Below are 13,295 nucleotides of genomic sequence, written 5' to 3'. Positions count from 1 at the left end.
CAGACTTACTGGTTGTTGCCTGTTGCTGCGTTTCGCTCAGCAGCGCGTGCCCCTGAAAGAATGCCCATCAGTGCATAATTGCCCTCATGACAGGCATATTCAAAGATCGGGTCCTCGCTGGCGGTATAGTTGATAATGGCCGTCCATGGTCGCTCCCAGGTGCTGGGGTCTTCCACGGTGAACTGATACTGCAGCACATCCTCGGATATCCGGGTGTAGCGCTCCATAAACAGCCGGTTGGCACCCGCGCCACGGAACAGGCTCTGGTCAGAGAAGTTGCGGGTTTCCACCACCAGCGTATCTCCTTCGTACCAGCCACGTGATGCCCCGTGCCAGAGTCGCACCCGGTCATCCAGCACAAACTCATCCTGTTCTGGTGCGTCAACGATCGGAATCACCCGAACGTCGTGAATCATTTCCTGAATGATGGCCACCGAGTCGCTGCCCTGAACAATCTGATAGTAGCTGTTATAGCCGGCCATGATGTAGGGCATTCCCCAGGTAATACAGCGCTCCTGCAGCGGTCGCCCCAGATAGGAGTCGGTTTCTCCCGGCCGGTTGGCATTGCGCTGTGCCAGGCGTGCGCGGGCTTCTTCGGTCATTGGCGGTATGCGGCCATTGGGCGGATCAATAATCAGGGAGGTACGATTCTCCAGATTGCGATCAACCATCCAGGCTGCATCATAGTTGCCGGTTGAAGGGTCATAGGATTGCACTTCACCGGTGATTACCGCATTCAGAAAGCCGTCGCCGAACAGGGCATCGCCGCCGCTGTCGCGAATTTCCTGGGCCTGACGTCGCAACTCGGCGAATTCCTCCGCAGAGAGCGTGGCGCGGTCACCAAATATTTCCGGTCTTTCCAGCGGTGTACTGCTGTTATTGGCCCATACACCCTGCAGGTCCGGGTGACCGTCAGGGGTTCTGGGGGCCTCCCAGTCATTGGCCTGTTGCGCAGATGCCTGAGCGCTCAATGCGATGGCCACAAGCAGGGTCAGTGCGCGGCGGACCGGCTTGACTCTGATTTTTAAGTTCAATGTTGTGTCGGTACAAGTCATGACGTGACTCCTCGGCGTGCTTACTATTGCACAGGTTCCTGAATGGTAAATGGCATCCCGCGCGGCGGGACACGGTCGTCAGGAGCATCCTTGTTCAGGTAGCCGTAGATCAGTTCTTCGGCGAATTCCACACACTTGAATTCCAGCAGCTGGGCGTTGTCCTCCAGGCGCCGGTAGATCGGGAACTTCATGCGCCAGGGTCGGGTATAGGTGACCGGATCGCGAATTTCAGCCTCGTACATGATGACGTTGGGGCCGGCAGGAGTGTAGCGCTCGATGACCTCCAGCTGGTCACTGTGGTGGTTGCCAGCGTGGTCAAACCAGGTATAGGGCATGAAATCGGTCACGCGGATGACCAGCGTGTCGCCTTCCCAGTGTCCGCGGGAGTGACCCATCCATGCAGGCACCGGGCCGTCGAAATCAGGCTGATCCATGTACACAATGCGCATGGCAGAGGCAAACTCATAGGCCATGACAATGTGGTCGTCGGACTGAATGATCTGGAATGGGAAGGGCAGGTAGTTGGCGCGTGGGACACCTGGCATATAGCATTTTACCAGTGGATCAAGAGCCAGCCAGTCAGCCTGGTTTTCCTGCTTTTGTGCGAGACCTTGCGGCGTGTACGGCAGTTCACCATCCTGTACAACGCCCAGAGTAGCCGGGATGGCACCATAGGCACCCAGTTCCCAGTCGGGACCGGCATGCGCTGCGGAGGGTTCGATGTTGTAGTGGTGGTTGCCCATGCTTTGCCACAGTCCGCTCAGGTCTGGCCTGCCATCTGCAGTGCGGCTGATGGTGTCGCTGTTGGCTGGCTGCGCGTGGGCGTCGGCCCCGCCCAGAGAAAGCGTCACCGCGATTGACATTGAAAGAGTCATTGCAGCTGCGCAATACAACGCATCAGCCCGGTATTTCGGCATACTTGTTCTCCCGCTTGTTCTTCATTATTGTGAAGGAGTTATTTTCGGTCCAACTATCACACGAGTATGCCAGTAAATCAATTACAGGTTTTGTCATGACGATTCGTGTTGCCGTCTATGGCACGCTGAAAAAAGGCTTGTCCAATGCGCACTATCTCGAGCATGCGCATTACCTCGGTACCGACTGTCTGACGGATATCGTGCTGTATGACCTGGGTCCCTGGCCGGGTGCCAGGCTTGAGGCCTCGCTGGGGATTGATGTTGAAGTTTACGAGATAGACACAAATCAGTTGCAGCAACTTGATGAACTGGAAGATTATGATGCGATTGAACCCCGCAATGGCATGTATGACCGCATTCAGATTGAGACCCGTTTTGGACTGGCCTGGGTGTATCTTTACCTGCTGCCCGTGGAGGGCAGACCACGAATCTGCTCCGGTGGCTGGTTGCCAGGGGAAGGGCGGGACCATCGCAACATGAATGACATGGAAGAAACCACCATATAAAAATATTTCTGACTGGAGGAACCGCGCGTGACAAAACAATACCTGGATAGCCTACGTATACCAGCGCTCGCTGTATGCTTTGTACTACTCGCTGCCTGCGGGCCCGCTGATACAGGCTCTGACATGTCGGAAACCGACATGTCGATGTCGCAGTCCATCGCCGAGTCTGCGGACATGGTTGACGCTGCAGCTGAAGAGTCAGAAGAAGATCTGGTGGCCAGGGCACTGGCGATTCATGAACGCGTCATCGTCATGGACACCCATGTTGATATCAATACTGCCAATTTCACAGAAGGACAGAACTATCTTCAGGACCTGAACACACAGGTCAACCTGCCCAAGATGGAAGCCGGCGGGATGGATGTCGCCTGGCTGGTGGTCTACACCGGGCAGGGGCCGTTGACAGCTGAAGGCTACGCGGCAGCTGAAGCCAACGCGATCGACAAGTTTGAGGCCATTCGTCGTCTGACCACTGAGATTGCACCCGACCAAATTGAGCTGGCCACCACATCGGATGACGTTCGGCGTATCGTTGCTGCGGGCAAGAAGGTTGCCATGATCGGCGTTGAAAATGCCTACCCACTGGGTGAGGACCTCAGCAAACTGCAGGATTATTATGATCGCGGCGCCCGTTACGTGTCATTGTCCCACAACGGCCACAGCCAGTTCTCCGACTCCAATACCGGTGAGCGTGACGATGTTTGGCTGCATAACGGACTTAGTGAGCTGGGTCGACAGGCCGTCGCTGAAATGAACCGTCTTGGCATCATGATTGATATCTCACACCCTTCATCCGCAGCCAATCAGCAGGTGCTGGAGTTGAGCCAGGCACCAGTGATCGCCTCTCACTCTTCTGCGCGGGCCCTGGATCCGGACGTCAGCCGTAACCTGACCGACGAAGAGCTGCTGGCAGTGCGCGACAATGGTGGCGTTGTCCAGGCGGTGGCTTTCCGAGGATATGTCAACTCAGCCAAACATCGTGCCTACGTAGAGGCTCTGAACGCGCTGCAGGCGGCCATTGCCGAAGAGCTGGGCTACACGCTGCTGGAGCCGGCCGAGGTGCGCGCTCTGGATGCAGAACAGCGAGAGATGTACACAGCCCGCCTTGAGGAAATCAACGCCATGGCCGAGCCCCGACTGGCCGAAGAGGTTTACAGCGTGGCACCGCCGGTAGACGTCAGTGACTTCGTTGACCACATCGACCATATCGTTGACCTTATAGGCATTGACCATGTCGGCATCAGTGGTGACTTTGATGGTGGTGGCGGTGTGACCGGCTGGGACGATGCCAGCGAAACCTTCAATGTCACGCTGGAAATGGTGCGACGTGGCTACTCAGAAGAGGATATCGCCAAAATCTGGGGCGGCAACGTGTTGCGGGTACTGGATGAGGTCCAGCGTATTGCCGCTGAAATCCAGGCTCAGGAATAAGCGCGGTTTAAGCCATCCTGGCGCGTCACCCGTCGCCGCACGGCACGCGCCAGGATGTCTGGATCAGAATGGACCAGCGTGAATTGCCGGGAGGCTCGTGTCACCGCTGTGTAGATCAGCTCCCGTGTCAGAATCGGAACATCGTGTCCGGGCAGCACCAGTGCGGTGTGGGCGAACTCGGAACCCTGTGACTTGTGTACCGTCATTGCAAAGGCCGTTTCAACCGACTGCAAACGTGTGGGAGAGACCCAGCGCACCGCGTCGCCATCTTTGCCCGGGAAGGCCACCCGTAAACGCAGACGGCCCTCAGCGTCGGGGCAGGGCAGCACAATGCCGATATCACCATTCATCAACTTCAGATTGTAGTCGTTGCGCGTCAGCATGATGGCGCGGCCTCGATACCACAGTGTTTCGCTGCTCAGGGCAGGTCTGTCGTACCTTGACACATCACTATCCATGTCAGTCGAGCGCAGGATTGATTCAATGCGTTGATTCAGGGCGATAGTCCCGAACTCTGAGCGACGCACCGCAGCAAGCACCCTGAAGCCGTCGAAGGCTTTCAGTACCTGCTGGGCCCAGCTGTCCCAGATCGATGGTTCCGCACCCTGACGGCTGCCTGTTGTGGCAGGTTGCTGCGACAGTATCTTCAGCAGTCGCCCATAACCATTGTCGGGGTCAAGTATCAGTTGTCTAAATGCTTTGTCGGAGGACGTCTGCAGCCGGAGCGCCTGCAACTCAGGATAGCGTCCATCGAACAGTTCCAGCAGGGAGTCCTGCTGACGGTTGATGGCACCGGCCAGGGCACCGATGCCCGGAATGCTGCCAAATCGATAGCTGAATCGCAGCATGGTAATGGCCTGATCAATGGGTTGGCCGACACTGGATTGTACAGACGCGGGCAACTGCTGGCCGGTCGTGGATTTCAGCCAGGCCATGGTGTTGGCAGAGTAATGGCCAGCATCAGCGCGCGCGCACAGACTACCCAGCACGGCGCCGGCCTCAACCGATGCCAGCTGATCCTTGTCACCGAGCAGTACCAGACGACATGCGTCAGGAAGCGCATCCAGTAACTGGGCGAACAGCTCAATATCCACCATCGAAGCTTCGTCGATGACCACGACATCGGCGGGCAGGGGATTACCCGCGTGATGTCTGAACTGTCTGCTGTTGGGTATCGGGCCCAGCAGTCTGTGCAGCGTCGTGACTTCGCTCGGCAGGCTTGTGTCATCGCCGTCTCGGCTGAGTCGGTCGCGCTGACTGCTGATCGATTCGCTCAGGCGCACGGCCGCTTTGCCGGTAGGTGCGGCCAGACGGATACGCAAGGGTCGGTCCGAGCTGATTGCCAGTTGTAATGCAATCAGCAGGCGCATCACTGTTGTTGTCTTACCCGTGCCCGGGCCGCCGGTGATGATTGCGAAACGATTCCGCAGCGCATTGGCACAGGCTATTTTCTGCCAGTCACAATCCTCTGCGTCGGGGAACAGGGAGTCCAGAATGCTGCGCAGCTTTTGTGGATCAACAGCGTTAATGCCGTCGCTGCCTGCCGATGTTTCAAGCCGCTTATCTATCTGGCGCAGAATAGCCTGTTCGTAGCGCCAGAATCGGCGCAGATAAAACAACGGTCGCGCCGGATCATCAACCAGCACCAGAGGAGCATTGCCAGTTCCTGCATCGATTAGCTGAGCATGAGCCAGATGCCCGCGCCATTGTTCCAGCGTCAGCCCGGCCAGCAGATCTTTCGGTAAGACGTCCGGCTGACCGTGGGGTCTGTCGGGTGGCAGAGCCAGTGCCTGGTCCGGATCCTCAAGACAATAGGCCAGGTCCAGGCAGGCATGTCCGTGCCCGTTCTGGTGACTGCAAAGGGCAGCGGCCAGCAGCAACAAAGGGGATGCAGGATCGCTGGTCGCGGTCTGCTGCCAGAGAAAGCGCACCACCTCAACATCCAGCCAGCGCAGCCAGTCTGCCTGCGCCCACTGGTCCAGCACCCTTATCAGTATTTTACTGTCTGCCAATGCTTCGCTGACTGTCACGCGCTGTGATGATGCCTGCTCTGTAGCATTCATGGCTGGCCCTCCGTGAGGGGTTTACCGGCAAACAGTTGGTCCAGAGCGTGAATGAATACCGCTGGTGGCCTGTCCATCAATACACCCTGAGTGTCGGCCTGATAGCCACGCAAAAAGAAATATACGGCGCCGCCTACATGCTGCTGGTAATCGTAGTCAGGCAATCTGACTCGCAGCAGTCGATGCAGCGCCAGCAGGTAGAGCGCGTATTGCACATCATAGCGATGTTCCAGCACAGCCTTTGTCAACGCAGCCTCATGGTACGCTGTGTCATTGCGCCCCAGATGGTTGGATTTCCAGTCTGCCACGTAGTACTTTCCGTCGTGTTCGAAGCTCAGGTCAATAAAGCCCTTCAGCATGCCGTTCAGGTCTGTCGGCTGCAGCCTGGGGCGTGGGTGTCCCGGCAGCAGATACTGATGACACAGGGCGTCGATGTCAGCAGTATCCACGGAGTGCGCGGGCAACAGAAATTCCATTTCTGGCTGTAGATTCTGCAAAGTCGTAAGTACCAGGTTGCTCTGATTGTGCAGTGTGAAGGTTTGCTGGAGAAAGCCTTTCAACCAGGCATCCAGTCGCTGCACCTCATCCTGCCAGCCTTTTACCCGACAGCGGGACGTGATGGCTTCGAGCCTGCGAGTATCATCGCTGACAGCATTGGCGAAGCCTTCGGCGCAGGCCCACTCCAGCAGGTTGTGAAGGAAAGTGCCTTGCGCGGGACCGCGAGCGAATCCATGCAGACCCGGGTCATTGCGGTCAAAACTGCGCGGAGTGGACAGTACAGACTGATCCAGTTCGGATTCCTGTGCCATTCGTTCCTCAAGCGCCTGTTCGTCCTGTGGCTGTTCAGGTTCAACCCGGTCGCCGGCAACTGTAACCTGGGTAATCAGCGAGTAACTGGAGATCCACCATGGCGTTGGACGCGTGTGTTCTGCCTTGCGAGCCGGTTGGAGCTCTGTTGCTGGCTTGTTCACACTTGAGCTGAAAACTTCGCTTTTGTCGTGATCGTCGTCAGCGTGACTCTGCTGTGTTGTCACCGTTTCGACAGTGATGTCGCCACAACGCTGCTGCAGGTCGGCAAGCGCCGCGGACAGTCCACCGGCATCGATCTCCTGGCCACCGGCAAGCAGATATCCCAGTGCACTTTCATGCAGCCTGGGTTTGTTGCTGTTGCCGTATTTCAACAGGCCAACGCCCAGCCATAGTCCGTGCACCGCACGTGTCATCGCCACGTACAGCAGCCTCAGGTCCTCTGCCAGCCGTTCCTGCTCGGCCAGCGCGGTATCTGCATCATCACGGTCGGGAGAGATTTCCAGCCGACGCTGCTGTGTCTGATCTGCCATCGGCAGCATCACCGTCCAGTCCTTGCGAATGGGTCGCCAGCTGGCTGCAAAGGGCAGGAATACCAGCGGATATTGCAGCCCTTTTGATTTGTGGATGGTGACGATACGAATCAGTTCGGCGTCACTTTCCAGACGCAGAATCTCCTCGTCGCCCGGGTTGTCGATCATCTCGCGCAGGTGACGAATGAGAGCCTGTTCGCCTTCAAATTCAACACTTGCCTGTTGCAGGTATTCCGCCAGGTGTAACAGATTGGTCAGAACCCGCTCGCCGTCAACCAGCTGTACCAGGCGTTGTGGCACGTGATGCTTTTGCATCAGTTCACGCAACATGGGTAGCACACCATTGGTTTGCCAGTGCTGCGACAGCAGACGGAAAAGCTCAGCCTGATCCTCCCAGTGCTGTTCATCTTCATTAAGTCTGCGAAGCGCATCGACAGTGAGGCCCAATGATGCAGTGCCCAGTGCTGCCCGCACAGCGCTCTCATTGGCTGGTTCCGCGCAGGCAATCAGCCAGCGCAGAACATCGTGCGCCTCTGGCGTTGCAAATACAGACTCCTGGTCGGACAGGTAAACGCTGGCGAGTCCATGCTGCTGCAGGTGTTCCCGGATTGCCGCAGCCTCATGCCGGTCACGGACCAGGATAGCGATATCACTGGCACGAACCCGCTGCTCCGATGCGCCAGCGAATCGCCAGTCACTGTCTGACTGTAGTATGGTCGCGATACGGGCTGCACACACCGCGCCCAGGCTGCGCTGGTAACGCTCCTTGCTGATTGCTGCCTCTGCATCATCGGCATCGCTGAGATGCCAGAATGTCATGGCCGCAGCAGCCGTATCGGCTGACTGGTATAGTACTTCGGGACGGCCATTGGCTTTGACCGGATGAAACGGTAAGGGATCATCGCCACTGGCATCCCGGAAACAGAAGGCTCCGGCCGGGAACTGGTCGGCATGTTCAAAGCATGCATTGACGGCGTCGACCAGCGATTTGCTGGAGCGAAAGTTGGTGCCCAGGTGGAAGTGTCGACCTGTGGTTGCTGTACGTGCAGCCAGATAGGTGTGAATGTCTGCATTACGGAACGAATAAATGGATTGTTTAGGGTCACCGATCAGCACCACGACCTGTTCGTTGGGAGCATCGGCTATTCCGTAAATCCGGTTGAATATTCGGTATTGCAGCGGGTCAGTATCCTGAAATTCATCTATCAATGCTGCCGGGTACTGAGCGCGGATCTGCGCGGCCAGTTGTTCACCCTGGGCGCCGTGCAGGGCTCTATCGAGTTGCAGCAAAAGGTCGTCGAAGCCGAGCTCGGCCCGGCTGTGAATGCGCTGCTCCAGAGCCTGTTCCAGCCAGTGCCGGGCATGCTGCAGAATAATTGCGCTGGCCGAAATGCGATGACGTGCGGCAGCATCCTGTTCGGCAGCAGTCCAGCGGTCTATTGCCAGCAGTGCAGGGTGCTCTGGTGCACTGTAGCCTTTTTTGAGTCTAAGAGCGCTGTAAGCAAAACGTCCCAGCTTGACATCAGACTCCTCGCCCTGCGCCCAGAGGTAAAGTGACTCCTTCAGGCTCGCGAAATCCGCGTCGGTCTTGGCTTCTGGATAGGTGGACTTGTTCAGGCCAGGCTGCAGCGAATCCAAAAGGGCGCTGAGTTCATCCCAATGTTGCAGCCAGATCTCACGCGCTGCCTGCTGCTCAGCAGCCGAGTGTGCGTGACGCTTGATGACGGGTGCCAGCGCCTGTTCGAGATCTGCTTCCACCGGCAGCGGCTGACCATTGAAGGTGATGGTGGTCTGTGTTTTGTTCAGAAGTCCCCGGACTGCCTTCAGCAGTTCTCCGGGACCTGCAAACGAAGCCTGCACCAATGCCACACAGGCCGGATCGAGTCGGTAAAAATGCTGGCGCCAGTAGTCGCGCACCAGCTCTGCCAGCACGTCCTGCATCTGGGTGATCAGTTGCTGGCGAAACAGTGAACCGCTGTCGAAAGCGTGTTCGCGCAGCATCCGGTAGCACCAGCCATGAATGGTGGATATGGCAGACTGGTCCATGCTCTGGGCAGCCAGCGTCAATTGTTGTGCACATCGCAACCAGTCGGATTCGGGATAGTCTTCACGGAGCGCCAACAGGCTCGTGTCATGATCCGGGCTGTCGTTCAGGAAGCAGCGCGCTGCTGCGCTGAGTCGCGCCCGGATGCGATCACGAAGTTCCTGGGTTGCCGCATCGGTAAAGGTTACCACCAGGATTTCATCGGGTGTCAGCGCCCGGTGAAAAGCCTGCTCTTTACCATGCTGAAGGATCAGCCTGACGTAAAGCAGGGCGATGGTATAGGTCTTGCCGGTGCCGGCGCTGGCTTCGATGAGGCTGCTGCCACGCAATGGCAGACTGAATGGCTGCAATGCGGTGCTCACTCCACTGCCTCCTCATCTGCGCGCTCCAAACCCTGGCTGAATCGCTGTGATCTTGATGCCTGCCAGAATGCCACCAATGGGCTGTACAGGGTGGTGCTGTCTTGTTCAAAACCGTTACTGCACAGACTGTCGAAGTCTGGCCACAGACGCGCCAGGGCTTCGCTGTCAACTACCTCGCCACTGCGATGGTAGTCGCCTTCATAACAGGCCAGTGTCGCTTTTGATGGTACTTCGCCGTTGTCATTAGCCAGCCAGCCGCAACCGGTTTTAACACTGCTTGCCAACGGTGTCTGTAAATTATCATGCCAGGCAGATAGCAGCTGCAAAAGCGAGGCTCTGGCTTCAGCGGCTGTCATGGCTGGCAATACCTCATTGGTGTCTGGGCCGAGTATGTGTGTCGGTGTCGGGCCAGCCAGCTGCGCTGCCAGATGAGCTGGCCAGATACGTGCCAGGTAGTGCCATTTAACCAGCGCCTGCCTGCCGCCTGACTTTTTGCCCTGCCAAAGCTGGCCGCTGATCAACTCGATGCGCAATCGTTCTCCGGATTCCGATCTGCGAATCCCTGTCAATGTGTCGCTCAATGCTACGGCACCATCATCCTGCGCAAGGTCAATACTGTCCTGAAGTGTCTGCGGGTGGCTGCTGCACAAGTCACGATAGACTTCCAGCGACTTGCTCAGTGGCTCTGTCAGCGAGTCATGATAAATGTCTGCAAAATGACCCAGAGGCAAAAGTCCACGCCCCTTGAGACGCTGTGATGCATGTTGCAGCGCAGCGCTACTGTCCTGATCGGGGTCGCGCCGCATGACATCGGTCGCCATGCTCAGCAGCTGGTCCTGCAGCTGCCAGCGTTGCAGGGCATCCACTGTGAATACTTCGTCGTCATCAATGTCGGCGCCTGGCGAGCGAAACACGATGCCCAGCACATGCTCAAAGAAAACCGCTGCCGGGTTTTTCAGCAAGGCTGCCAACTGACGCAGGGACACCACAGATACTTCTTTAGCTTCCGCCCCGATGGAGGCGCCGGCAATAGTGGTGGCGTCGTGCTGCTCTTCGGATGTTGACAGTTCGGCGGGCTGCCACTCATGGGCGAAGGTCTGGTGGGGTGATCCTGCTGTGAAGTAGCTGAGGCTGAATGGCTGCAGTGGATAGACGGTTGTCAGCGCGTCGACGTCGCAGGTATCGGCCAGGTACTCTCGAAGCTGGGCAACCAGGACCGATGGTGGGCGTTCGCTGTTGTCCCTAATGCTACGCCCCGTCCAGCCAATGTAAAGTGAATCGCGTGCGGACAAAAGTGCTTCCAGAAACAGGTAGCGGTCATCCTCCCGGCGGGATCGATCGCCAGGCCGATAATCCTGTCGCATAAGATCAAAATCGACTGCTGGCACCTGACGGGGATAGTCTCCATCATTCATCCCCAGAAGGCAGATATGCCGAAACGGTATGGCCCGCATCGGCATCAGTGTGGCAAAGTTGACTGAGCCACCCAGGAAGCGCTGGTTGAGATCAGACTGATCAATGGAATCCAGAAAATAATCACTGACGATTTCAATAGGCAGCTCGTCATCAAAGTCTGCGAGCTCACAATGTTCCTGCCATTGTTGGAGTTTCTGCTCTACGCGCGTAGTCAGTAACAGATCCTGGTCGCTGTCTGCTCGCAGAAACTCCTGCATCATGGTGCTGATGCGCGTGGTCCATTCGCGAACCGGGGCGGGTGTCATAAATAATTCGCGATAGTGGTTCAGGCGCTCCACGACATGGGCGACAATACCGGCCAGGGCGGCATCAAGCCCGCCCACTTCGGCGTAGGACTCTATGCCCGACCAGGCGCACTGATCACCACTGGTGTAACCGAGCAGCATACGCTGCAAACCGAACTGCCAGGTATTCTGGTTCGCAGATCTGACGTCGTCAGTCACCAGCCAGGATTGCTCCAGCCGCTGTTTGCCGTCCATGCCCCAGCGCACACCGGAGCCGGTAATCCAGCGGTGCAGCAGGGCATGGTCTTCACTTTTTAAACCAAACGCTGCCTGCACGACCGGTATGTCGAGCAGGTCAAGAATTTCGCTGACGGCAAATCGTGAACGATGCAGGTTCATCAGTACATCCAGTGCGCGAAACGCACCCGCCCGCTGTCGCTGTCCGCGGTCGGAGACAGTAAATGGTATGTATCGCGGATCGTCCCGTGACAGCCGCCCGAACACTGCCTGAATGTGCGGTGCAAACTGATTGATGTCGGGCACCATGACCAGAATATCCCGCGGATGCAATTGCGGATCCTCGGCAAACAGGGCAAGCAGGTGGTCCTGCAGTATTTCTACTTCTCGCTGCCGGCTGTGGGCTATGTGAAAGCTGATGCTGCGGTCATCCGACGGTAGTGTGGTCTGCTGCTGGATCTCGCTGCGGCTTCGCAAGTGATAGATGTCGCCCTGCAGACGCCTCAGTCTTGAACTTTCATCCGGCGCCTCAAACAGATCGACGGCCAGTTTGCGACTGGCGAAGACTTCTTCGTAAGCGGCCCGTTCGTCATGCTCATCCAACAGCCTGATATAGTCGCGACCCTGCTTGCCCCAGGCGGCAAGCAATGGATTGCCGCGCGAAAACAGTTCGTCGATTATCCCCGGATCGATATCAGACTGGTCGTCTGCAGGCAGCTGCGGAAAATCGGGTCTGGTGTTGTGGCGCCGATAGGGCTTGTGGAACAGTCGCATCGCTGTATGTGGTTCAATGATGTCACCCCAGTAGAACTGGCAGGGGTTGTGCACACAAAGGATCACCTGGGTATGTCTTGAGACGGCGGCCAGAACTTCGAGTGTCTGTGCGGGCAGCGACGAAAGACCAAATACAAGAACGCGCTGCGGTAACTGGTCCGCCATGGCCAGTGAGCCGCTCTCGCAGGCTTTCAGAAAACGCGCATGAATCTGTGCTCTGCCACTGTCGCGCTGTGAGTCGGGAATATCATCCAGCAGGCGTCGCCAGAGCTGTGCCTGCCAGCGTTGCGAGTCTGGCAGCGATGTGAGCCGGTTATGCTGGCTTATCTGGTCATTACCTTCAGCCCAGTCGTTCAGCCAGTCGGCCCGGTATATCTGGTACTGGTCAAGCAGGTCGGCCAGACGTTCTGCAAGCTGATAACGTTTGCGCTGGCTGTCGTCGCGCTGCAGGAAGTGCCTGAGTGCAGAAAACTGTGAATCATCCAGCAGTGAAGGCAGCAGGTGTAACAGGCGCCAGACCAGCAGCGGTTTGTCGAATGGCGAGAGGGGTGGAAGATCGCCCAGCACCGCCCGATAGGCCTGCCAGTGAAAGCGTCCGGGGAGATCAATGGAGAGTGCGGCGGCGATTCCGCAGCCAGCATCACTGCTGCCATCGTCGTCATTGGCCAGCGCGAGTTTCAGCCACTGTGCGACACCGCTGCTCTGAACCAGTATGACTTCGTTCTGCAGCGGCGGCAGCGGGTTGAGGCGCAGCCATTCCACAGTTACACGGCGCAGGTTTTCCAGTCGGTTGCTCTGCAGCACCATGAAGCCGTGTTGAATCATCCGTCAGTCCTTGTCCTTCGCATTCGGCGAGTATACACCGA

At 57.4% G+C, this 13,295-nt stretch carries 7 protein-coding genes; 2 read left to right on the top strand and 5 right to left on the bottom strand.

Going from position 1 to position 13,295, the window contains the following annotated elements; translation table 11 throughout:
• Positions 1 to 5: 5 nt before the first annotated feature.
• Together QGM61_RS07290 and QGM61_RS07285 are read right to left on the bottom strand one after the other, a co-directional pair.
• Complete coding sequence (locus tag QGM61_RS07290) at positions 6 to 1,055, bottom strand: hypothetical protein (RefSeq protein WP_281132488.1); 1,050 nt, start codon at positions 1,053 to 1,055, stop codon at positions 6 to 8.
• Positions 1,056 to 1,078: 23 nt separating this feature from the next.
• On the bottom strand, positions 1,079 to 1,930 hold the full coding sequence (locus QGM61_RS07285; RefSeq protein WP_281132487.1) for a hypothetical protein: 852 nt from the start codon (positions 1,928 to 1,930) through the stop codon (positions 1,079 to 1,081).
• A gap of 137 nt (positions 1,931 to 2,067) precedes the next feature.
• Between QGM61_RS07285 and QGM61_RS07280 the strand changes: the two genes are divergently transcribed.
• Both QGM61_RS07280 and QGM61_RS07275 read left to right on the top strand, forming a co-directional pair.
• Positions 2,068 to 2,478: a gamma-glutamylcyclotransferase gene (locus QGM61_RS07280; RefSeq protein WP_281132486.1), complete on the top strand. Its 411-nt coding sequence runs from the start codon at positions 2,068 to 2,070 to the stop codon at positions 2,476 to 2,478.
• 123 nt (positions 2,479 to 2,601) lie between these two features.
• On the top strand, positions 2,602 to 3,909 hold the full coding sequence (locus QGM61_RS07275) for a dipeptidase (RefSeq protein WP_317622150.1): 1,308 nt from the start codon (positions 2,602 to 2,604) through the stop codon (positions 3,907 to 3,909).
• Here the strand turns inward: QGM61_RS07275 and recD are convergent.
• From recD to recC, 3 genes are read right to left on the bottom strand one after another with little or no spacing between them, the layout of a single operon-like run.
• Positions 3,900 to 5,972 carry an exodeoxyribonuclease V subunit alpha gene (gene recD, locus QGM61_RS07270; RefSeq protein WP_281132485.1) on the bottom strand — a complete coding sequence of 691 codons (2,073 nt, stop codon included), beginning with the start codon at positions 5,970 to 5,972 and terminating at the stop codon, positions 3,900 to 3,902. The genes QGM61_RS07275 and recD overlap by 10 nt on opposite strands.
• The gene (gene recB / locus QGM61_RS07265; protein ID WP_281132484.1) at positions 5,969 to 9,718 is read right to left on the bottom strand and encodes an exodeoxyribonuclease V subunit beta; all 3,750 of its coding nucleotides are present in this window, start codon (positions 9,716 to 9,718) and stop codon (positions 5,969 to 5,971) included. Before recB ends, recD begins: the two co-directional genes overlap by 4 nt.
• Positions 9,715 to 13,254, bottom strand: a complete 3,540-nt coding sequence (recC, locus tag QGM61_RS07260; protein WP_281132483.1) for an exodeoxyribonuclease V subunit gamma — start codon at positions 13,252 to 13,254, stop codon at positions 9,715 to 9,717. The genes recB and recC overlap by 4 nt, the downstream gene beginning before the upstream one ends.
• Positions 13,255 to 13,295: the final 41 nt, after the last annotated feature.

Source organism: Pseudohongiella sp. SYSU M77423 (assembly GCF_029911965.1).
Taxonomy (GTDB): domain Bacteria; phylum Pseudomonadota; class Gammaproteobacteria; order Pseudomonadales; family Pseudohongiellaceae; genus Pseudohongiella.
The sequence above is the reverse complement of the archived record's forward strand: the minus strand, read 5'-3'. Positions and strand labels throughout refer to the sequence as shown.

Coding starts and splice junctions, on each gene's coding strand:
- recC (WP_281132483.1), bottom strand. CDS start 13,254: ATGATTCAACACGGCTTCATGGTGCTGCAGAGCAACCGACTGGAAAAC.
- QGM61_RS07290 (WP_281132488.1), bottom strand. CDS start 1,055: ATGACTTGTACCGACACAACATTGAACTTAAAAATCAGAGTCAAGCCG.
- recD (WP_281132485.1), bottom strand. CDS start 5,972: ATGAATGCTACAGAGCAGGCATCATCACAGCGCGTGACAGTCAGCGAA.
- QGM61_RS07275 (WP_317622150.1), top strand. CDS start 2,602: ATGTCGGAAACCGACATGTCGATGTCGCAGTCCATCGCCGAGTCTGCG.
- QGM61_RS07280 (WP_281132486.1), top strand. CDS start 2,068: ATGACGATTCGTGTTGCCGTCTATGGCACGCTGAAAAAAGGCTTGTCC.
- QGM61_RS07285 (WP_281132487.1), bottom strand. CDS start 1,930: ATGACTCTTTCAATGTCAATCGCGGTGACGCTTTCTCTGGGCGGGGCC.